The 22,997-nt window shown below is 39.4% G+C and carries 21 protein-coding genes; all 21 read left to right on the top strand.

Translation table 11 applies throughout. From position 1 onward, the window contains the following. The first annotated feature begins 372 nt into the window (after positions 1 to 372). The 21 genes from uvrB to J2R98_RS11665 all read left to right on the top strand — a co-directional run bounded on the left by uvrB (position 373) and on the right by J2R98_RS11665 (position 22,970). Positions 373 to 2,352: an excinuclease ABC subunit UvrB gene (gene uvrB, locus J2R98_RS11765; RefSeq protein ID WP_307069220.1), complete on the top strand. Its 1,980-nt coding sequence runs from the start codon at positions 373 to 375 to the stop codon at positions 2,350 to 2,352. Positions 2,353 to 2,358: 6 nt separating this feature from the next. Further along, complete coding sequence (gene uvrA / locus J2R98_RS11760) at positions 2,359 to 5,211, top strand: excinuclease ABC subunit UvrA (RefSeq protein WP_307069218.1); 2,853 nt, start codon at positions 2,359 to 2,361, stop codon at positions 5,209 to 5,211. Between the two features lie 13 nt (positions 5,212 to 5,224). Next, positions 5,225 to 5,575 carry a YojF family protein gene (locus J2R98_RS11755; RefSeq protein WP_307069216.1) on the top strand — a complete coding sequence of 117 codons (351 nt, stop codon included), beginning with the start codon at positions 5,225 to 5,227 and terminating at the stop codon, positions 5,573 to 5,575. A gap of 14 nt (positions 5,576 to 5,589) precedes the next feature. Further along, positions 5,590 to 6,282, top strand: coding sequence for a bacillithiol biosynthesis deacetylase BshB2 (bshB2, locus tag J2R98_RS11750; protein ID WP_307069212.1), 693 nt, complete (start codon positions 5,590 to 5,592; stop codon positions 6,280 to 6,282). A 114-nt stretch (positions 6,283 to 6,396) separates the two neighbouring features. Then, positions 6,397 to 7,461 carry a DUF4097 family beta strand repeat-containing protein gene (locus J2R98_RS11745; protein WP_307069210.1) on the top strand — a complete coding sequence of 355 codons (1,065 nt, stop codon included), beginning with the start codon at positions 6,397 to 6,399 and terminating at the stop codon, positions 7,459 to 7,461. Between the two features lie 22 nt (positions 7,462 to 7,483). Continuing rightward, positions 7,484 to 7,840 (top strand): phage holin family protein, encoded by a 357-nt coding sequence (locus J2R98_RS11740; protein WP_307069208.1) that lies wholly within the window; start codon positions 7,484 to 7,486, stop codon positions 7,838 to 7,840. A 224-nt stretch (positions 7,841 to 8,064) separates the two neighbouring features. After that, positions 8,065 to 9,000 (top strand): HPr(Ser) kinase/phosphatase, encoded by a 936-nt coding sequence (gene hprK, locus J2R98_RS11735; protein ID WP_307069206.1) that lies wholly within the window; start codon positions 8,065 to 8,067, stop codon positions 8,998 to 9,000. 12 nt (positions 9,001 to 9,012) lie between these two features. Continuing rightward, positions 9,013 to 9,894 carry a prolipoprotein diacylglyceryl transferase gene (lgt, locus tag J2R98_RS11730; RefSeq protein ID WP_307069205.1) on the top strand — a complete coding sequence of 294 codons (882 nt, stop codon included), beginning with the start codon at positions 9,013 to 9,015 and terminating at the stop codon, positions 9,892 to 9,894. Positions 9,895 to 10,149: 255 nt separating this feature from the next. Continuing rightward, positions 10,150 to 11,103, top strand: a complete 954-nt coding sequence (locus J2R98_RS11725) for a nucleoside recognition domain-containing protein (protein WP_307069203.1) — start codon at positions 10,150 to 10,152, stop codon at positions 11,101 to 11,103. After that, positions 11,100 to 11,738, top strand: a complete 639-nt coding sequence (gene ppaX, locus J2R98_RS11720) for a pyrophosphatase PpaX (RefSeq protein ID WP_307069201.1) — start codon at positions 11,100 to 11,102, stop codon at positions 11,736 to 11,738. Before J2R98_RS11725 ends, ppaX begins: the two co-directional genes overlap by 4 nt. A gap of 4 nt (positions 11,739 to 11,742) precedes the next feature. Beyond that, the gene (locus J2R98_RS11715) at positions 11,743 to 12,294 is read left to right on the top strand and encodes an acyltransferase (RefSeq protein ID WP_307069199.1); all 552 of its coding nucleotides are present in this window, start codon (positions 11,743 to 11,745) and stop codon (positions 12,292 to 12,294) included. Continuing rightward, entirely contained in the window at positions 12,284 to 12,847 is a 564-nt protein-coding gene (locus tag J2R98_RS11710; RefSeq protein WP_307069197.1) for a glycerol-3-phosphate responsive antiterminator, read from the top strand. The genes J2R98_RS11715 and J2R98_RS11710 overlap by 11 nt, the downstream gene beginning before the upstream one ends. A 201-nt stretch (positions 12,848 to 13,048) precedes the next feature. Then, positions 13,049 to 13,855, top strand: a complete 807-nt coding sequence (locus tag J2R98_RS11705) for an MIP/aquaporin family protein (protein ID WP_307069195.1) — start codon at positions 13,049 to 13,051, stop codon at positions 13,853 to 13,855. A gap of 33 nt (positions 13,856 to 13,888) precedes the next feature. Next, positions 13,889 to 15,382: a glycerol kinase GlpK gene (glpK, locus tag J2R98_RS11700; RefSeq protein WP_307069193.1), complete on the top strand. Its 1,494-nt coding sequence runs from the start codon at positions 13,889 to 13,891 to the stop codon at positions 15,380 to 15,382. Positions 15,383 to 15,403: 21 nt separating this feature from the next. Further along, positions 15,404 to 17,050, top strand: coding sequence for a glycerol-3-phosphate dehydrogenase/oxidase (locus tag J2R98_RS11695; protein WP_307069191.1), 1,647 nt, complete (start codon positions 15,404 to 15,406; stop codon positions 17,048 to 17,050). Between the two features lie 402 nt (positions 17,051 to 17,452). After that, positions 17,453 to 18,466 (top strand): tetratricopeptide repeat protein, encoded by a 1,014-nt coding sequence (locus tag J2R98_RS11690; RefSeq protein ID WP_307069189.1) that lies wholly within the window; start codon positions 17,453 to 17,455, stop codon positions 18,464 to 18,466. A gap of 111 nt (positions 18,467 to 18,577) precedes the next feature. Next, positions 18,578 to 19,528: a thioredoxin-disulfide reductase gene (gene trxB / locus J2R98_RS11685; protein ID WP_307069187.1), complete on the top strand. Its 951-nt coding sequence runs from the start codon at positions 18,578 to 18,580 to the stop codon at positions 19,526 to 19,528. A 257-nt stretch (positions 19,529 to 19,785) separates the two neighbouring features. Then, complete coding sequence (gene rapZ / locus J2R98_RS11680) at positions 19,786 to 20,670, top strand: RNase adapter RapZ (protein WP_307069185.1); 885 nt, start codon at positions 19,786 to 19,788, stop codon at positions 20,668 to 20,670. Further along, on the top strand, positions 20,667 to 21,623 hold the full coding sequence (mgfK, locus tag J2R98_RS11675; protein ID WP_307069183.1) for a gluconeogenesis morphogenetic factor MgfK: 957 nt from the start codon (positions 20,667 to 20,669) through the stop codon (positions 21,621 to 21,623). Before rapZ ends, mgfK begins: the two co-directional genes overlap by 4 nt. A gap of 33 nt (positions 21,624 to 21,656) precedes the next feature. Beyond that, positions 21,657 to 22,604: a DNA-binding protein WhiA gene (whiA, locus tag J2R98_RS11670; RefSeq protein WP_307069182.1), complete on the top strand. Its 948-nt coding sequence runs from the start codon at positions 21,657 to 21,659 to the stop codon at positions 22,602 to 22,604. Between the two features lie 108 nt (positions 22,605 to 22,712). Continuing rightward, positions 22,713 to 22,970, top strand: coding sequence for an HPr family phosphocarrier protein (locus tag J2R98_RS11665; RefSeq protein WP_307069180.1), 258 nt, complete (start codon positions 22,713 to 22,715; stop codon positions 22,968 to 22,970). Positions 22,971 to 22,997 lie beyond the last annotated feature (27 nt).

Raw genomic sequence — 22,997 nt, 5'->3', positions numbered from 1 at the left:
ACATGAGGATTCCATATGAAAGCATCTTCTTTCATATGGATTAAAAGTTTGCCTTATGAGAGCAAAAACATGTCCAATATATTGACAGAACGTCAGTTAATGTCGGACGCGAGGTCATAATTGTCGGACAAAGTAGCGTTAATGCCGGACGGAGGACCATTAATGTCGGACAAACAACCAAAACTGCCGAACAACGCACTACAAACGTCGAAGCCCCACCCTATGAACTCTATCTAACCGACCGTTTTAAACATATTCTTTGCATTATATGTCGTGAAAAAATATTCTTTAATTAAGGCACTAAAACAAGTGTGCAAACAAATGTTCGTATATGTTATACTGACTAAAGAAACTCGATATGGGGATGATGTTGTGGAACAGAAATTTCAATTACATTCAGAATTCGAACCTCAAGGTGACCAGCCACAGGCTATTAAAGAGTTAGTCGCAGGTATTAAAAATAATAAAAAGCACCAAACGTTACTTGGTGCTACAGGTACAGGTAAAACGTTTACTGTATCAAACGTCATTACTGAAATTAATCGACCGACACTCGTCATTGCTCATAACAAGACGTTAGCCGGTCAGCTTTATAGTGAGTTTAAAGAGTTTTTCCCTAATAATGCGGTTGAGTATTTCGTCAGTTATTATGATTATTATCAGCCAGAAGCTTATGTGCCGCATTCTGATACATATATCGAAAAGGATGCAAGCATTAATGATGAAATTGATAAATTGAGGCACTCTGCGACATCGGCATTGTTTGAACGTAACGATGTATTAATTGTTGCGAGTGTTTCATGTATATATGGTTTAGGTTCACCAGAAGACTATAAAGATTTAGTACTGTCTTTAAGAGTTGGTATGGAAAAGGAACGTAATCAAGTGTTGCGTGAACTTGTCGACATTCAATATGCGAGAAATGATATCGACTTTCAACGCGGGACGTTCCGCGTTCGTGGTGATTCGGTAGAAATTATCCCAGCTTCGCGCGAGGAGCACTGCATTCGAGTTGAATTTTTCGGTGATGAGATCGACCGAATTCGCGAAGTCGATGCGTTAACGGGTGAAATTTTAGGTGACCGTGACCATGTGGCGATTTTCCCAGCTTCACACTTCGTTACTCGTGAAGAAAAGTTGAAGCACGCGATTACAAATATCGAAAAAGAGTTAGAAGAGCAGTTACAAAAGTTTAATGATGAAGGAAAGTTACTTGAGGCACAACGTTTAGAACAGCGAACGAATTATGACTTAGAGATGATGCGCGAAATGGGTTTTTGTTCAGGTATTGAGAACTATTCTAGACATTTAACGTTCCGTGAGCCAGGTTCAACACCTTACACATTACTCGACTATTTTCCGGACGGGTCATTAATGGTTATTGACGAATCGCACGTGACGTTGCCACAAGTTAGAGGGATGTTTAACGGTGACCAAGCGCGTAAGCAGACGTTAGTTGATCACGGTTTCCGTTTGCCATCTGCAATGGACAACCGCCCTTTAACATTTGCGGAGTTCGAAAAACATGTTGATCATGCTTTATACGTTTCAGCAACTCCAGGTCCTTATGAAAGAGAACATACACCAAAAATGGTAGAACAAATCATTCGTCCAACAGGCTTGTTAGACCCAGAAATTGACGTTCGTCCAATTAAAGGACAAATTGATGATTTAATTGGTGAAATTAATAAACGAATCGAACGCAATGAACGTGTGTTAGTGACGACACTTACGATTAAAATGTCTGAGGATTTAACGAATTACTTACAAGAGATGGGGATTAAAGTAGCTTATCTTCACTCTGAAATTAAGACGTTAGATCGTATACAAATTATTCGCGACCTTCGACTAGGAAAGTATGATGCACTTGTCGGCATTAACTTGTTGCGTGAAGGGCTGGACTTACCAGAAGTTTCGCTTGTAGCCATTTTAGATGCAGACAAAGAAGGTTTCTTACGTTCAGAGCGTTCCCTAATTCAAACAACAGGACGTGCTGCACGTAACTCAGAAGGACGCGTCATTATGTATGCAGATAAGATGACCGATTCGATGAAGGTTGCCATTGAAGAGACGAACCGACGTCGTGAAAAACAAAAGGCTTACAATGAAAAACATGGCATTACGCCGACGACGATTAAGAAGGAAATTCGTGATGTCATTCGAGCGACTTATGAATCCGATGAAGAAACGAAAGACGATCAAGTATCACAATATAAAAACTTATCAAAAGATGAAAAAGCTGAACTTATTGATCAGTTAGAAACAGAAATGAAACAAGCCGCTAAAGATCTCGACTTTGAAAAAGCAATGGAACTTCGTGATGCGATGCTTGAGTTGAAAGCGGAAGGGTGAAAATAGATGAAGTCAATTACGGTGCAAGGAGCTAGAGCACATAATTTAAAAGATATAGATGTTACGATTCCGAAAAATAAATTAGTCGTCATGACCGGTTTATCAGGGTCTGGCAAATCCTCGCTTGCCTTTGATACGATTTATGCTGAAGGGCAAAGAAGGTATGTTGAGTCATTATCAGCTTATGCTCGACAATTTTTAGGGCAAATGGATAAACCTGATGTTGATGCGATTGAAGGGCTGTCCCCAGCTATTTCAATTGACCAAAAGACGACGAGTAAAAACCCGCGTTCAACCGTTGGAACAGTAACAGAGATTTATGATTATTTACGTCTTTTATTCGCACGTGTCGGCCGTCCAATCTGCCCGATTCACGGTGAAGAGATTTCGGCTCAAACGGTGGAACAAATGGTTGATCGCGTCATGGAATTAGAAGAACGCACGAAGTTACAAGTACTAGCACCCGTCATTTCAGACCGAAAAGGCGAGCATAAAAAGGTCATGGAAAACTTGAAAAAGGAAGGCTACGTACGTCTTCGTGTTGATGGTGAAATGCGCGAAGTATCAGAAGACATTGAACTTCATAAAAATCAGAAGCATACGATTGAAGTTGTTGTTGACCGTATTATCGTAAAAGAAGGCATTGAAGGGCGTTTAAGTGATTCAATCGAAACAGCGTTAAAAATTAGTGACGGTAAAGTCATTATGGATCTTATTGATGGTGATGAAATGTTGTTTAACGAACATCACGCCTGTCCTCAATGTGGTTTTACGATAACCGAATTAGAACCGCGGCTTTTTTCTTTTAACAGCCCATTAGGCGCATGTAAAACGTGTGACGGATTAGGTTCTAATTTAGAAGTCGATGTTGATCTAGTTATTCCTGATCGTGCACTAACGCTTAATCAACATGCGCTTGCACCGTGGCAACCGATTAGTTCTCAATATTACCCACAACTACTTAAAAGTGTGTGTCGTCATTACAATATCGATATGGACACACCAGTAAAGGATTTGCCAGAAGAGCAGTTAAGTAAAATTTTACACGGTAGTGGCGATGAAAAGATTTTGTTCAGTTATGAGAATGAGCGTGGTCAATTAAGAGAGAATGAAATCTTCTTTGAAGGTGTGTTAAACAACGTATCGCGCCGTTATCATGAAACGTCATCTAGTTTCATTCGTGAACAGATGGAAAAATATATGGCTCAATCAGCTTGCCCAACTTGTGACGGTTATCGTTTAACAGGAGAAGCGCTCGCAGTTAAAGTCGATGGTAAACATATTAGCCAAGTAACAGACCTTTCTGTTTCTAACGGTTTAAATTGGATTAGACAAGTATCACTTTCTGAAAAAGAAGCAAAGATCGCCAACATGATTGTAAAAGAGATCGAAGACCGGTTAACATTTTTACAAAACGTTGGATTGAATTATTTGAACTTATCACGTTCAGCAGGTACATTATCAGGCGGTGAAGCACAGCGAATCCGCTTAGCTACTCAGATCGGTTCAGCACTGACGGGTGTTTTATACGTTCTAGATGAGCCTTCAATAGGTCTGCATCAGAGAGACAATGATCGTTTAATTCAGACGTTAAAGCGCATGCGTGATTTAGATAACACATTAATTGTTGTTGAGCATGATGAAGACACGATGTTAGCAGCTGATTGGCTAATTGATATCGGACCAGGTGCAGGTGCGCAAGGTGGCGAAATTGTAGCTAGTGGCACACCTCAAGATGTAATGGAACAAGAGGGTTCATTAACTGGAAAGTACTTAAGTGGAAAGCAATTTATCCCACTACCTTCAGAGAGAAGGCCAACTCAACCTGACCGTCAGCTTACGATTCATAAAGCTGAAGAGAATAACTTGAAACAAGTCGACGCCTCAATACCACTCGGCGTGATGTCGGTTATAACAGGGGTATCTGGCTCAGGTAAAAGTACATTGATTAACGATATTTTGTACAAAACTTTATCGCAAAAATTACACCGTGGAAAAGTCAAACCAGGTCAGCACGAAACAATTGAAGGAATTAATCAATTAGAAAAAGTAATCGACATTGATCAATCACCAATTGGACGTACGCCAAGATCAAACCCAGCGACATACACAGGGGTTTTTGACGATATTCGTGACGTTTTTGCGCAAACGAGTGAAGCGAAAATACGCGGTTATAAAAAAGGCCGTTTTAGCTTTAACGTCAAAGGCGGACGTTGTGAAGCTTGTCGTGGAGACGGGATTATTAAGATCGAAATGCACTTTTTACCTGACGTTTACGTCCCTTGTGAAGTTTGTCACGGTAAACGTTATAACCGTGAAACGTTAGAAGTGAAGTATAAAGGTAAAAGTATTGCAGAAGTGTTAGAAATGCGCATTGAAGAAGCATTAGACTTTTTTGAAAATATACCGAAAATTAAACGAAAGCTTCAAACGGTTGAAGATGTTGGGCTAGGTTACATTAGGTTAGGGCAACCCGCTACAACATTGTCTGGTGGTGAAGCGCAACGTGTTAAACTAGCAAGCGAATTACATCGTCGCTCTAACGGAAAATCTTTATACATTTTAGATGAACCAACAACAGGTTTACACGTTGATGACATTGCAAGGTTACTAAAAGTACTGCAACGGTTAGTCGAAAATGGTGACACAGTGTTAATAATCGAGCACAACCTCGATGTTATTAAAACAGCTGACTACCTTATTGACTTAGGTCCAGAAGGCGGGGAAGGTGGCGGTGAAATTATCGCGACTGGAACACCTGAAGAAGTGTCTGAAATAGACCGATCGTTTACAGGTCAATATTTAAAACCGATTTTAGAACGCGACCGTAATCGCATGAAGCAACGATTAGCGACATGAAGGGGGAAGAGCAATGAAAGCTATTAAAATGGATGAAGTCCAAAAGCATTTAGACGACTTTGCCAATGAACCAGTCTATATACACTTAGAAACGACCAATGGTGCATACGCGAAACACTTTGATTCAAATGCACATAACGTAGGTGCCTATATTCGTAACGCCCAAATTAAATATGAACGTGGTAAAATTGTCGAATCTGATGCAACATACCGCGTCGGCTTAAAGACAGATGGATGGGTTTATGCTGAGGGGCTAACCGATTATGAGTTAAATGAAGATGGTCAACTTTTACTAGCTGGACACGATCAAGTTGGCCGTTTAATGGTTGCTTTACAAATTAGTCGTAAACCATTCCAAATGTAGGAGGGGAATTAACTATGGTTGATTATTCAAAACATGAACACGTCGTCGTCATCTATCCGCACCCTGATGATGAGTCATTTGGAACATCAGGAACAATTATTAATTTTCGTGAAGCTGAAGTTCCAGTTACTTACTTGTGTGGAACATTAGGTGAAATGGGCCGTAATATGGGAAGTCCATTTTTCGCAAACCGTGAAACGTTACCGAAAATACGTAAGCAAGAATTAATTGATGCATGCCAAGTGTTAGATATGGACTTAGTCATGCTCGGTTATCGTGATAAAACGTTAGAATTTGAAGCAAAAGATGAAGTCGCAGAACACCTAAAGAAACATATCGAAAAATTAGGTGCGACACTCGTGATTACTTTTTATCCGCCTTACGCAGTTCACCCAGACCATGATGCGATGGGAGCAGCTGCTTTTGAAGCAGTTAGAAAAATGGATGAAGACAAGCGCCCTGAAGTATGGGCGACGGCTATTTCTAACAACCGTGATGAAATGTTAGGTAAACCAGATATTGTCGTTGATACTGAGCCAGTGTTTGATCGTAAACTTGAAGCGATTAAATCTCACCGTTCACAAGCAGAAGGTATGTTAAGTAAAATGCGCGAAAGCTCAGATTTTATCGGTGAATACGATAGTGCGCTACAACGATTACAATACGAAGCATTTTATAAAGTTGATGTTGATCAAGTGAATCCATAATGAATCAGTCTCTAGTAGGAGAACAGAAGCGTCAATTTTCGGTCGACTGGTTGATTTCACATTTGCTAACTTGGCGTATAATAGCTTTAGGAAACAAATTAGGGGGAAAAGCCAATGAGTGAAAAAAGGCGTAAAATCTTAAACCTGCTAGAGGAAGGTCATATTACAGCTGAAGAGGCTGATGAATTGTTAGAAGCACTTGATTATGAAGAAGAACATAAAACGAAAGAGAAATCGTCGGACCACTATGAAGACAATCCGTTTACACAAGGGTTAAAAAGTGTCACAGATGGGATTGCTAATTTCATAGATGAGACAGTTAATATGGTGAAAGAAGGGCCATTTGAATTTTCTTTCAAACATTCTAATGTCAAAAGGACGTACCACTTTGAGGGTGATCAAGTAGACAGTATAAACTTGAATAATAAAAATGGCACAATCGAATTTTTAAGATCAAATGATGATAACATTCGAATCGAAGTGCGAGGCAAAGTGTTTAAAGAAACAGACATTAAACGAGCGGAAGCCCTTTACGATGAAGCAATCGGAGCATCGGTTAGTGACAACACACTAACAATTGAACAAGTAAGAAAAGATGTAACAGCAAACTTCACAGTCTATTTACCTAAGAAAAAATATGACCAAGTGACGGTTGAAACTTTTAATGGAACGGTTCGAGTTTATACGATGTTTTGCCAGACGTCACATATTTCAACAGTCAATGGAAGTGTAACGTTATACGACTATCGTGCTGAAACGTTGAGTGTTAGTACACGTCACGGTTCGATTAAACTCGATGATGTCGCTATTCGAAAAGCTAAATTAAAAACGACAACAGGTTCTGTTCACTATGATGGGACAGTCGAACAAATCAACATTGATGTTACGACAGGAAGCGTTCGTACGTATGTCCGCAATTACGATGCGAAGCAAGCTGATCTATCAGTTTCTACAGGGTCGCTTCAACTATACGTTCCGAAACGAATGCAAATTAACGGAACAGCCAATACTAAAATTAGTTCTGTAAAAGTAGACTTAGTCGACACAAGAGTTGAACCATTAGACGATCACGGCTCTAGCAAATCGATCCAGTTTTATAACGTTGAAGAAGGAAAGTCGTATTTTGATGTTGATTTATCCACTAAAACGGGTAGTGTAAGAGTGAATAATATTTCATAGAAATCGAGTTAGGAGTTTTATTATGTTAAAAAATTGGTTAATCGCCATAGTCGTAAATGCAGTAGCCATTCTAGCTGTTGCGGGACTATTTGACTCTTTCTACGTAGAAGGTGTAGGTATTGCAATTTTAGCAAGTTTTATACTATCCATTTTAAATGTGATCGTAAGACCGATTCTCGTCTTCTTTACACTCCCAATTACGTTTTTAACGTTAGGATTGTTCCTGTTCGTGATCAACGCTATAACATTAATGATTGCACAATGGATGATTGGCGATGCATTCGTCATCGATGGATTCGGCTGGGCGATCATCGCTGCGATTATCATTTCAATATTAAACGGCTTGCTGCAAGGTTTATTGAAGCAAGTTGTCAGATAAGAGCTTGGGCTGAGTGCCTAGGCTCTTTTTTTATCGTTAAAATTAAAAAATAGCTCATAGAACCGAAAAAATAGCTCATAGGGAAACAACTATAGCTCATAGAGAACAAAATTCGACAATAAATTCTAAATGAACTTTCAAGCATTTGTTAAATCTATTCTTAGTGAGTATGCTAAACTTGTGATATAGTTGACTGTATAATTGTGACATAGGAGGAGATACGGGTGGTGAAAGTCCGTACGCAAGATTTAATTGATCGATTTGAACTAGAACTAGTAGGTGGAAAAGACGGTGTCCACCGAGAAATTGTAACGAGTGATATCTCTAGACCTGGCATGGAAATGGCGGGCTATTTCACACATTATCCAAAAGAACGTCTTCAGCTAATGGGACGAACTGAATTATCATTTTTATATGATTTAACTGAACCCGAAGTGCGAGATCGTATGGAAAATTTATGTACTGATGTGACCCCAGGAATTGTCATTACGAGAGGGATGGAAGTGCCAGCTGCCTTAATTGAAGCAGCAGATGAAGCGGGTGTTCCTGTTATGCGCTCTCCTTACAAGACGACACGCGTCATCAGTCGTTTGACAACCTTTTTAGAGACAAAATTTGCTCCAACGACTGCTGTTCATGGTGTTTTAGTTGATATATATGGTGTAGGTGTCTTAATTACTGGTAAAAGCGGAATTGGTAAAAGCGAAACAGCTTTAGAATTGGTCAAGCGTGGTCACCGCTTAGTCGCTGACGATAATGTCGAAATTCGTCAAGAAGATTACGACGCACTGATCGGTAACCCACCTAATTTAATTGAACATTTGTTAGAAATTAGAGGTCTTGGCATTATTAATGTTATGACGTTGTTCGGTGCAGGTGCTGTTCGTAATTTTAAACGAATATCGCTTGTTGCTCATTTAGAGTCATGGAAAGATGAAAAACAGTACGATCGTCTAGGCCTTGATGAAGAAACGATGAAGATTATAGATGTTCATTTACCGAAAGCAACGATTCCTGTGCGACCAGGACGTAACTTGTCTGTCATTATTGAAGTGGCAGCGATGAACTTTAGGTTGAAGCGCATGGGAGTTAATACAGCCGAAGAGTTTTCTGAAAGGTTAAACTCAGTCATTGATGTAGACAATAAAGAAATAGAATAAGGGGAGTTAGTTATGTATCAAGCTTGTGCTTATGAGCCGTATGATCGTGTCTTTATAGAACTTGGACCTTTCCCTGTTTATTGGTACGGTTTCCTAATTATGCTAGGTGCACTAATCGGTCTACTTGTTGCAGTCAGAGAAAGTAAAAGGCTGAACTTACATAAAGACTTTTTTATTGATTTATTAGTGTTTGCTATTCCAGCAGCAATTGTTGGTGCTAGACTCTATTATGTTATTTTCCAATGGGAAAACTATAATTCCTTTATGGACATTATAGATATACGAGAAGGCGGTTTAGCCATTCACGGTGCACTAATTGCATCGGTATTAGTCGCTTACTTTTATGCAAAAGCGAAAAAAGTTTCATTCTGGAAAGTCGCTGATATTGCAGCGCCAAGTATCTTGATTGGACAAATGCTTGGACGTTGGGGTAACTTCATGAACCAAGAAGCTTTTGGTGGGCCAATTACTCAATCGACGTATGAAAGTTTCCACCAATATTTACCTAACTGGATTATGCAAAACATGTGTGTCGACGGTGTGATGCACCATCCGACATTTTTATATGAATCAATGTGGAGTTTACTCGGAATCGCTATCTTACTATACTTGCGTTACAAAGTTAATCCACGTCGCGGCATCATTTTCTTAAGTTATGTCATTTGGTATTCATTTGGTCGTATCTTTATTGAAGGATTACGTACAGATAGCCTATACCTATTTGGCGAAATCCGCGTCGCACAATTAATTTCGATCTTGTTAATTGCTGGTGCATTATTCGTCATGTACTATCGCAAGAAAAATGGTTACGCTGAAGTATTATATGATGGCACATCACTCAATAAAGGTAAATCTAAAAAGAAAAGCAATCATAACAAGAAGAAAAAGAAATAGAGGTTGAGCGCTGATAAATTAGTGAAAACGCTGATAAATGGGGCTTGAGAGCTGATAAATTGGTCTGAGCGCCGAAAAAGTGGATGCGAGCGCCGAAAAATTGCATGTGAGCGCCAATAAATATACGCGAGCGCCAAAAAAGTGCATGTGATCGCCAATAAATATAGGCAAGCGCCAAAAAACACATAAGCACCAAAAAATCAGCGCACTGCTCACCTCACCAAACAAAGAAAAAACAAAAAGGGAGTTTTATAATTGGCATCTACTCTGAAAAATGGTCTCTTAAGTGGTCTGTCTGTCACTTGGGCGTTAAGTAAAATCATTTTTCCGATCACTGTCATTGTGATGATGCTTCGATATACACCTGTCTTTCCAATCTTTATTAGTTGGTTGGAACCATTAATGAGCTTTTTAGGATTACCAGGGGAAGCGGCTGTCCCGCTCGTCCTTGGTAATCTTCTTAACTTATATGCAGGTATTGGAGCTATTGTCAGTTTCGATTTTACAGTGAAGGAAGTTTTCATTTTAGCAATCATGTTATCTTTCTCTCACAACTTAATAATAGAATCGGCTGTTGCAGCCAAAGTTGGAGTGAACTTTTGGATCATCATGGCTGTGCGTGTTTTTCTAGCTGTTTTTGCTGCTGTTATGATTAATATTTTTTGGCAAGGCGGCGGTGAAATGGCGCAGTACGGCTTAATTTCTAATGAGGGGCCTGCGCCAGAAGGTTGGTTAGACATTAGCTTAGCTGCCGTACAGACAGCCTTTTTAAGTATTCTCCAACTTGCGGCGATCGTGATCCCGTTAATGGTCGGTATTCAATGGATGCGTGATAAGAAATGGTTAGATTGGATGTCTAACAAGCTAGCACCAATGACAAAAGTAATCGGTGTTGAGAAAAACGCATCGATGACGTTGGTTGCCGGTTTAACGATCGGCCTGGCTTATGGTGCAGGACTGATGATTCAAGCTGTTCAAGAAGACGGCGTTTCGAAAAAAGATATGTATCTCGTACTCATATTCTTAGTAACCTGTCACGCCGTTATAGAAGACACACTCGTCTTTATCCCGCTAGGCATACCAGTCTGGCCGCTGTTACTCATACGACTCGTTTCAGCGATACTGCTAACCGCACTTGTTGCTTATATTTGGAATAGAATCGAGAAGAATAAGGAAATAAAAACCGAAAGTGAGGATGTCCCAACATGACGATTAAAACATTGTTATTCGATTTAGATGGCACATTAATTGATTCAAATGAATTAATTGTTGCGTCATTCCAACATACGTTTAAAGAACATTTAGGTAGAGATTACACGAAAGAAGAGATTTTACCTTTTATCGGGCCACCGTTAAAAGATACGATGGACAAGCTTGACGAAGGGCAGTCCGAACAAATGATGAAAACGTATCGTGAACACAATGCACTTCATCATGATGCCTATATCGAAATGTATGATGGTGTTTATGAAACGATTAAGTCATTACATGAATTCGGCTATCCGATGGCGATTGTCACGACAAAAATTGAAAAAACGGCTCGTAAAGGGTTAGAACTGACGGGTTTAGATGAATTTTTTGATGTTGTAATTGGTTTAGACCATGTGAGTCAAGCAAAACCAGATCCAGAGCCTGTTCTTAAAGGGATGCATGCTTTAAATGGTACACTAGAGACAACATTAATGGTTGGTGACAATTCTCATGATATTCATGCTGGTCAAAATGCCGGAACGAAAACCGCAGCAGTCGGTTGGTCAGCAAAAGGTAGAGATTATATGGAGTCGTTAAATCCAGACTATGTGTTAAACCATATATCTGACTTAATTGATATTATTAAGGAGTGATCGGATGCGGAAAACGAAGCGTTACCCGGTTACAAAATCAAATTCGCTATGGCAAATTTATAAAACCGTCCCGTTATTAAAAGTGTGTAAAAATTTTATCGTCATTCAGTTAGGCCGTTACTCGCCTTCACTGAAGCTAAAAAATTGGCTATACCGCAACTTTTTAAAAATGAAAATCGATAACGAAACTGCATTAGCGCTCATGGTTATGCCTGATGTCATGTTTCCTGAGAAAATTTCAATCGGTAAAAATAGTATCGTGGGTTATAACACGACGATTTTAGCCCACGAATACTTAATTGAAGAGTATCGCTTAGGTGATGTGATCATTGGTGATGAAGTGATGGTTGGTGCGAATACGACGATTTTACCTGGTGTGACAATTGGTGATGGTGCGATCGTTTCAGCAGCAACGTTAGTCCATGAAGATGTGCCAGCTGGTGCGTTCGTTGGCGGTAATCCGATGCGCGTAATTTATACGAAAGAAGAACGCGAAGAAAAAATGCGTACACAATCTCACCTTGAAACAGAAGGGAGCAACCGAGATGTTACATAATCAACGCATTTTACCAGCTGTTAAACAAATGAAAGACTATGATAAGTTGTTAGAAAGTGATACAGAAGTCATCGTCCTACTAGAAACGAGAATTTCATCGTTAAAATCGATGGTGAAGTACGCTAAGCGGGCAAATAAAAAAGTGATCGTACACGCTGATTTAATTCAAGGATTAAAAACGGATAACTACGGAATGGAATATCTCGGACAAGATGTGAAGCCAGATGGGATCATCTCGACACGTACGAACGTCATTCAATTGGCTAAAAAGTATAAATTAACAGCGATTCAACGGATGTTTTTAATTGATAGTCAAGCGATTGAGCACAATTTAAATCTAGTTGAACAAACAAAGCCAGACTTTGTTGAAGTTTTACCTGGCGTTATGCCTCACGTGATTTCAGACATCAAATCAACCTTGGATGAGCATAACATTAAAATTATTGCTGGTGGTTTAATTCGAACACAACAAGATGTTGACGAGGCGATCCAAGCTGGTGCGACAGCAATTTCAACGTCTTTAAAAGAGCTTTGGGATTTCAACTTATCTTAATTCATTGACAGCGTTTACAAGCTTTGATAAATTTAAAGATAAGTTAATATTGTCGTGGCGGAGTTTAGGAGATCCACATGTGTTTAAACTACAAACCTTTTTGGGTGTAGTTTAAGTACGTGTGGATTTTTTATGTTTAAACTCGCCACTGTCTATGTTTCAAATTTTTGTAATAAAGGAATAACATCAGGAGGAGAAACGATGACAGAATTTATGGGTGAAGTCATTGGCACGATGATTTTGATTATTTTTGGTGCAGGAGTTGTTGGTGGCGTCGTATTGAAAAAATCAAAAGCAGAAGGCTCTGGTTGGGTCGTCATTACAATTGCTTGGGGAATTGCTGTTACGATGGGTGTTTATGCTGTTGGGCAAATTAGTGATGCTCACTTAAATCCTGCAGTAACTTTAGGACTTGCAACAGCAGGAGATTTCCCATGGAGTGAAGTACCTTTATACATAGTGGCGCAAATGATTGGAGCGGTCATTGGTGCGATTGTCGTCTTCTTTCACTACTTACCGCATTGGGGAGCAACTGACGACCAAGGAGCAAAGTTAGCGGTGTTTGCAACAGATCCAGCCATTCGTAGTCCTTTGTCAAATTTAGTAAGCGAAATGATTGGTACATTTATGCTCGTTATGGGATTATTGTTTATAGGAGCAAATGAATTTACAGAAGGGTTAAATCCCGTCATTGTCGGGCTACTAATAGTAGTAATTGGTATGTCACTTGGTGGAACAACGGGTTATGCGATAAACCCAGCACGTGATCTAGGACCGAGATTGGCGCACACCTTTTTGCCGATTCCAGGGAAAGGCTCATCTGATTGGGGTTACGCTTGGGTTCCGTTGTTTGGGCCGCTTTTAGGTGGCGCATATGGTGGAGCATTTTACATGGCGATTTTTAAAGAACAGTTTTCATTAGCATTTTGGTTACTATCACTGTTAATCATGGCAATTTTTTATTCAGCAGCGAAAATTGAGGTTAAAAAAGCTCAATTAGAATACTAATTTAACAAGTCTTTTTTTAGGGGGAACTGGAAAATGGAAAAATACGTATTATCTTTAGATCAAGGAACGACGAGCTCGCGAGCGATTTTGTTTAATCATAGTGGGGAAATTGTCGAAGTGGCCCAGCAAGAATTTAAACAGTACTTCCCAGAACCAGGTTCAGTTGAGCATGATGCGAATGAAATTTGGACTTCTGTACAGCATTGTATGACAGAAGTGTTGCGTAAAGCAGATGTTGAAGCTTCTCAAGTGGTTAGCATTGGAATAACGAATCAGCGTGAAACGACAGTCGTTTGGGATCGTGAAACAGGTAAGCCTGTCTATAAAGCGATTGTCTGGCAATCACGTCAGACAGAAGATATTTGCCATGATTTAAAACAACAAGGGTTAGAAGAAACATTTAGGCAAAAGACAGGACTGCTTTTAGACCCATATTTCTCAGGGACGAAAGTGAAATGGATTTTAGATCACGTAGAAGGAGTCCGTGAGCGTGCTGAAAATGGCGAGTTAATGTTTGGCACGATCGATACGTGGTTAATTTATAAACTAACAGGTGGTGACGTTCATGTAACGGATTATTCCAATGCGTCACGCACGTTAATGTACAACATTCACGAACTGAAGTGGGATGATGAACTATTAGACTACTTAACGGTTCCAAAAGCAATGTTACCAGAAGTGAAAGATTCATCAGAAGTGTACGGCCATACAGTCGATTATCATTTTCTAGGTGAAAATGTTCCGATCGGTGGTGCGTGTGGTGACCAACAAGCAGCATTATTCGGTCAAGCTTGTTTTGAAAAAGGCATGGCGAAAAATACATACGGCACAGGTTGCTTTATGTTGATGAATACAGGTGATGAAGCCGTCGCATCAGAACACGGCTTACTCACGACACTAGCATGGGGTGTTGATGGCAAAGTGCATTACGCACTCGAAGGTAGCATTTTCGTTGCTGGTTCAGCGATTCAATGGTTGCGTGACGGTCTACATCTAATCGAAACAGCGGCTGAAACTGAAGACCTTGCACTCCAAGTTAATACAACAGACGGAGTATACGTCGTACCAGCATTCGTCGGATTAGGTACACCTTATTGGGATAGCCAAGCGCGCGGTGCCGTATTTGGACTGACGCGTGGTTCTGAAAAAGAACATCTCGTTCGCGCAACTTTAGAATCTTTAGCATATCAAACGAAAGATGTTGTCCACGCGATGGTAGAAGATGCAGGATTAGAACTGAAAAAATTACGCGTTGACGGTGGCGCGGTGAGAAATAATTTCTTAATGCAATTCCAAAGCGACATGCTTGATGTTGAGGTTGAGCGCCCAGTCGTCAACGAAACGACAGCCTTAGGAGCGGCCTACTTAGCCGGTTTAGCAGTAGGCTTTTGGAATAGTAAAAATGATATAGCTAATCAGTGGAATGTAGAGAGAACATTCCAACCAGAAATGGATGAAGAACAACGAAACGATCAATATGATGGATGGAAACGAGCAGTAAAGGCAACACAAGCTTTTACATCGTAAGGATTAGAAAGGATGTTTTAAATGAGCACATTTACAAACAAACAACGTCAAGAACATAAACAAGTATTGAAAGACCAATTTGATGTGCTTGTCATCGGTGGTGGTATTACTGGAGCAGGAATTGCCTTAGATGCTGCTACACGAGGCTATAAAGTAGCTGTATTAGAAATGCAAGACTTCGCAGCAGGAACGTCAAGCCGCTCAACGAAACTCGTTCACGGTGGTTTACGTTACTTGAAAAATTTCGAGATTAAACTTGTCGCTGAAGTTGGAAAAGAACGTGAGATTGTATATGAAAACGGTCCACACATTACAACACCAGAATGGATGATGCTCCCGTTTTATAAAGGCGGTAATTTTGGTCCGTTATCAACGAGTGTAGGCCTTCGCGTTTATGACTTTTTGGCAGGTGTTAAAAAGACTGAACGCCGTAAAATGTTATCAAAAGACGTGACACTAGATCGTGAACCGTTGCTTAAAGAGGACGGGTTAAAAGGTAGCGGCTACTACGTTGAATATAAAACAGATGATGCGAGATTAACGATCGAAGTCATGAAAAAAGCTGTCGAAAACGGTGCTCATGCTTTTAACTATATGAAAGTTGAACAACTGCTTTACAACGATGGAAAAGTTTATGGTGTTAAAGTAAAAGACTTAACTGACAACCAAGAGCATGACATTCACGGCTTCCACGTCATTAATGCTGCAGGTCCTTGGGTTGATGAAGTTCGTACGATGGATCAATCGAAAAAAGGTAAACAACTTTTCCATACGAAGGGTGTTCACTTAGTTTTTGACCAAGAAAAATTCCCATTAAGCCAAGCGATTTATTTTGACACACCAGATGACAGAATGGTCTTTGCGATCCCGCGAGATGGCAAAACTTACGTAGGAACAACGGACACACATTATGAAGAAGACTTAGTAAACCCAACAGCAACAGATGAAGATCGCGACTATATTATGGATGCAATAGAATTCATGTTCCCAGATGTTGGATTAACGCATGATGATATACAGTCTTCTTGGGCTGGCATTCGCCCGCTCATTCACGAAGAGGGAAAAGACCCTTCAGAAATATCGCGTAAAGATGAAGTGCTAGAGTCAGATTCAGGCCTACTATCCATTGCAGGTGGTAAGTTAACAGGCTACCGTAAAATGGCAGAACACGTAATGGACCTTGTTGCAAAACGTCTAAATTCAGAGCTAGCCTACACATTTGAAAAAAGTAAAACGAAACACTTGCCATTAGCAGGCGGTGAAGTGGGTGGATCAGTCGGATTTTCGAAATTCATCCAAGAGATGATTGGTGAAGCAGAGCAAAACGAACTGGATAAAAAGATGGTCTTACGCTGGGTAAACCGCTATGGCGCAAATACCCGCCTAGTGTTGGACAACTATTATGCGTTAACTGACGAAACCGACTTACCGAAAGACGTATTAGCCGAATTACAATACTGCCTCGACTACGAGATGGTTTACAAGCCAACAGACTTCTTAATTAGAAGAACGAGCGGACTGTTTTTCGACATTGATTGGGTCGAAACTTATAAAGAAACGATCATGAAAGAAATGGCTCGCTATTTCGATTGGACAAATGAACAATTCGAGCAATATAAAGCCGAGTTAAATAAAACGATGGAAGAAACACGGTTGGAGCAAACATGATGTAGTGGAAAAGTCGCCCCTTGGCGACTTTTCTTTTTTATTGAGAAGGTGAGCGCTGATAAAATTACTGTGAGCGCTGATAAAAATCCGCGAACGCCGATAAAAGTACTGAGAGCGCTGATAAAATGCCGTGAACGCTGATAAAGATGCGAGCGCCAAATAAATTTGGTGAGTGCCAATAAAATTTCATGGGCGCCAAAAGCTCTCATCGAACGCCTAAAAGTTTTCACAAGCGCCAAAAAGCCCACAACAAGCGCCAAAACCAAAAGCGAAAATGAATAAACTAAACCACTCCTCTAAAACCTGAAACAGTCATTTTTTTCAAAACTATGTCAAATTGTTGTTCGATTTGTCGGATTATAGTGTGTTATACTTAGCTCATCAGGACTATAGGAGGCTTTTATGCAAACGACACATCATGGACAAAATGAAATGCCAAACAATATAGCGACTTTTCGTCATGATGGTGACTTTTACTTTACATATGGCGTAAAAGCATTTAAACGAAAAGACTTTGAAAAAGCTGAGAAATGGTTTAATAAAGCATTAGAAATCGAACCTGACAATACGCTATACTTATGCCAAATGTCAGTTTTATATACAGAAGTTCACCAGTATCATCGTTCCAATGACTTATTGCAGCAAGTGTTAAACAGTAATCAACCATATGTTGATACGTATTATTTACTAGCTAATAACTATGCTCACCTCGGACTTTTTTACGAAGCGAAAAAAAATGCAGAGAAGTATCTTGAAGAAGATCCAGAAGGTGACTTCGTTAAGGAGACGAATGAACTTCTCAAGTTATTAGAGCAAGTCATGGTTGAACAAGCTGAAGACGACGGTATAGAGTTTGATGAAGAAGACGAGCTCATGCTATATCAAGAGACAGCTTTTTATCACTTAGAGCATGAAGAGTGGGCTGAAGCACTCCAAACGTTAGAAGAAATGACTGTTTACTATCCAGAATATTTGCCAGCTAAACATGAGTATGCGTATGCATTGTTTCAGCTTGGACACGATGAAGAAGCCGTCGCTTTAGAAGAAGCATGGTTAAAGCAAGATGAACTTTCATTAAACAGTCGCATGAATTTAACATATTTCAGTTATCACATGGGGAACAAAGAAGAATTTGAGGCTTATTTAAATCAACTTCTTAATATCTATCCAACGTATAATGAGAAAAAATTAAAGCTTGCGGTCACCCTTGCACAAGTCGATGCTTATAATGAGGCGATCGAACGATTTAAAAAATTAAACAAAGAGCAAATGACGAATTATGTAAGTTATTACTTATGGTACGGTTATGCCTTAAATTGCATAAATAAAACTAAACAGGCCTCTTTTTTATGGGAAGAAGCTAAAGAACATCATCCTTCTTTTGACAAGCTGCTAAAAACACACGGATGGGTATAAGCACCCCTTTTCAGAGGACAATATGATATAAGCAGAAAAGTTGTCGTCTCAACGTAAATTTAATATGATATAAGAGGTAAAAGAGATAGAGACTTAAAGGAGTTGAGATTAATGTCAGAAGAAAAAATTTATGATGTCATTATTGCAGGAGCTGGACCAGCAGGTATGACAGCTGCAGTTTATGCATCTCGAGCTAACTTAGATACGTTAATGCTAGAACGCGGTATGCCAGGTGGACAAATGGCTAATACAGAAGATGTAGAAAACTTCCCTGGCTTTGATCATATATTAGGACCAGATTTATCAACTAAAATGTTCCAACACTCACAAAAGTTTGGTGCGGAATACGCTTATGGCGATATTAAACAAATTATTGACGGGAAAGAATATAAAACAGTGATCGCTGGAGCAAAAGAATATAAAGCACGTGCTGTTATTATTACGACTGGTGCACAATACAAAAAGCTAGGCGTTCCTGGTGAAGCAGAATACAGTGGACGTGGTGTTTCTTATTGTGCTGTATGTGACGGTGCATTCTTTAAAGAAAAAGAACTATTCGTCATTGGTGGAGGAGACTCTGCTGTTGAAGAAGGTATTTATTTAACACGATTTGCGAAAAAAGTAACCATCGTTCATCGTCGTGATGAGCTTCGTGCACAAAAGATTCTACAAGATCGTGCTTTTGACAACGACAAGATCGACTTTTATTGGAACACAGAGTTAAAAGAAATTAAAGAAAAAGACGGAAAAGTCGGAAGTGCTGTTCTTTATGATAACCAAACAGGTGAAAAGCGTGAAGAAGAAATTGGGGGTGTATTTATTTACATCGGTATGTTGCCATTAAATGATGCATTCACTGACCTTGGAATTACGAACGAAGAAGGCTGGGTTCAAACAGATGAACTTATGAAAACATCAGTACCAGGAATCTTTGCAGCTGGTGACATTCGTGACAAAGAACTTCGCCAAATCGTAACAGCTACAGGTGATGGAAGTATCGCTGCACAATCAGCACAGCACTACATTGAAGACCTATTAGAAGAGCTAGAAATTAAACAATAATAAACCGTAACTCCATTTTAATAGCGTTGTAACACGGATGAAACAATGATACGTTATAATGGGTTTAAATAATTGACCCCCTTTATTCTATATAGAGCTTCTGTGGACACAGGTAGATTTTTCTGCCTGTGTCTTTTCTGTCCTTCTTTAAAATTTCTACCAAATACCAAAACTGTTCAACATCCATTCATAGTCATCACTTCCTTTTCAATGTATAATGATAAGTAGAACTTATTTCGAACGTGAGGGTGATGGTCATGGGGAACGGTAATAAAGTCGAATTAGTTATTATTACAGGCATGTCTGGTGCTGGGAAAACTGTAGCAGTTCAAAGCTTAGAAGATCTAGGTTACTTTTGTGTCGATAACTTACCACCTACATTGCTTCCAAAGTTTCTCGAATTAATGAAAGAAAATAAAGAGAACAAAAAGCTCGCAGTCGTCATGGACCTAAGAGGGCGAGAGTTTTTCGATACGTTATACGACAATTTAAATCAGTTCACAACTGATGAAGATATTGCAGAGCATATACTATTCTTAGATGCGAACAAAGAAACACTCGTCAAACGCTACAAAGAATCAAGAAGATCTCACCCGTTAGCGCCAAATGGATTACCTTTAGATGGGATCAATCAAGAACGGGAAATTTTAGATGAATTAAAAGGACGTTCGCAAACAATTATTGATACGTCAGAATTATCAGCTCGACAGCTACGCGAGAAAATTATTGGTCAATATAAAGAACAAAAACAGCACGTCTTTTCAATTCAATTAGTTTCATTTGGGTACAAACACGGTATTCCAATTGATGCCGATTTAGTGTTTGATGTTCGCTTCTTGCCAAATCCCCATTATGTCGAATCAATGCGTGAGTTAACGGGCTTAAATCAAGAAGTCTCTTCGTACGTTATGAAATGGAAAGAAACTCGCAACTTTTTAAGAAAGCTAACGGATTTATTAGAATTTATGCTGCCACAATATCAAAGAGAAGGTAAAAGTCAGTTAGTGATTGGTATTGGGTGTACGGGTGGTCAACACCGTTCAGTAGCCTTAGCGCAGAAAATTTCTGAAATAGTCCAAAAAGATTATACAGCACACGTTTATCACCGTGATATTGGGAAAGGTAAGGTTAAGAAATCATGACAGATGTGAACGGACCTAAAGTAGTCGTGATCGGTGGTGGTACAGGAATGCCTGTACTACTCCGTGGTTTAAGGAAATTCCCGATCAACTTATCAGCAATTGTTACAGTTTCAGATGATGGTGGTAGTTCTGGGCGTCTGCGAGAAGATTTAGATATTCCAGCCCCAGGAGACATTCGAAAAGTGATCGCCTCGATGTCCGATGTTGAGCCGACTTTATTAAAGTTGTTTCAACACCGTTTTGATAGTGGAGATGGTCTTTCAGGTCATGCGCTAGGTAATCTAATCTTAGCTGGAATGACGTCAATTACAGGCGATTTTTATAAAGGAATAAAAGAGATTTCACGCGTATTTAACGTGAAAGGGCGTATTTATCCAATCGCGAATGAAAATATGTACTTAAAAGCAGAATTCGAAGACGGAACAGTCGTCCGTGGAGAATCAAATATTCCTAAAGTGAATAAAAAAATAAAGCGTGTTTTCTATGACCCACCGAAAATTCAACCTTTGCCAGAAGCGGTAAAAGCAATTGAGCAAGCCGAACTTATTGTCATAGCACCGGGAAGTTTGTATACGAGCATTGTCCCAAATTTGATTTCCGAGGAAATAAAAGACGCATTACGTCAAACAAACGCGAAAACTGTCTATGTGTGTAACGTCATGACCCAGTACGGTGAAACGCGTGGATATTTAGCTTCTGAACATGTTGAAGCGCTCCATGGCCATGTCGGTAGCTCATTTGTTGATGGAATTGTTGTTCACGGTCAGCAAATTGAGCGTACTATTAAACAAGAGTACGAAAAAGAATTGGCGGAACCCGTTGTTTGTGATTACGAGCAATTAAATGATATGAAAGTGCAAGTCATTGAAGGAGATATAGCTGATTTACATTCTGATGGAACATTAAAACACCATGAGCATAAAATCGCTAAACTTCTCTATAACTTGTTATAATGAAAGTGAGTTTTGAATTGAAGGGGAATTACTATGTCATTTGCTTCAGAAACTAAAAAAGAACTAACAGGCATTCAAACAGACGATTGTTGTAAACAATCGGAACTGTCTGCGCTTATTCGTATGAATGGTTCACTGTCATTTTCTAACCGTCTATACATTCTGGATGTGCAAACTGAAAATGCAGCGATCGCAAGGCGAATTTATACGTTAATTAAGAACCTATATGATATGCGTGTCGAATTACTTGTACGTAAAAAAATGCGATTAAAGAAAAACAATATATATATCGTTCGAATGAATGAAGGGGTCAAACACGTCTTAACTGAGCTTGGCATATTAGAAGAACCTTTCACATTTAAACGCCAAATATCTGAACAATATTTACAAAATGAGTGCTGTAAAAAGTCTTATTTAAGAGGGGCGTTTTTAGCAGGAGGATCCGTAAATAACCCTGAAACGTCTTCATACCATTTAGAGATTTTTACACTTTATGAAGAGCATAATGAAGCAATCGTTGACTTAATGAATGACTTTAATCTACATGCCAAAACACATGAACGTAAAAAAGGTTTCATTACGTATTTGAAGGAAGCGGAGAAGATTACTGAGTTACTTATTTTAATTGGCGCTCATCAAGCTTTGCTTAAGTTTGAAGACGTAAGAATTATGCGCGATATGCGTAACTCGGTGAATCGACTTGTTAACTGTGAAACAGCTAACTTAAACAAAACGATCGGTGCTGCTTTTAGACAAGTGGAGAATATTCGCTATATTGATGCAGTCGTTGGCATCGAATCATTACCAGAGAAGTTAAGAGAAGCAGCAGAGCTAAGAATGAAGCATCAAGAAGTATCATTGAAAGAGCTAGTCGATTTAGCGGAGTCAGGTACAATTAGTAAATCCGGATTGAACCACCGTTTCCGTAAAATCGACGAATACGCTGAAAAACTGAGAAAAGGCGATCTCCTTGAAAAATAGGTGTTCGTTGTACCAATATTTACATTTATGCTATAATACATTTTAATCATTTGTCATCATAACATGTATTTATAACTGAGACGATTAGTAATAGAGAGGAGAGTCAGCATGGTTGAGAAAAAAGTGACTGTCAATTTAGAAACTGGCTTACAAGCTAGACCAGCTGCAAAATTTGTTCAAGAAGCAAACCGCTTCTCATCAGAGGTATTTCTAGAAAAAGGAAACAAACGCGTCAATGCGAAAAGTATTATGGGTGTCATGAGCTTAGCGATCGGAACGAATGAAGATGTAACGCTACAAGCAGAAGGTGCCGATGAAGAGCAAGCAATTAACACATTAGCTTCATTAATGGAAACAGAAGAGTAAAATGAAAACGAGCGTACAATCTACGCT

This window comes from Alkalibacillus filiformis (assembly GCF_030814115.1).
GTDB classification, from domain to species: Bacteria; Bacillota; Bacilli; order Bacillales; family Alkalibacillaceae; genus Alkalibacillus; species Alkalibacillus filiformis.
This window is presented reverse-complemented; position numbering and strand designations above follow the sequence as displayed.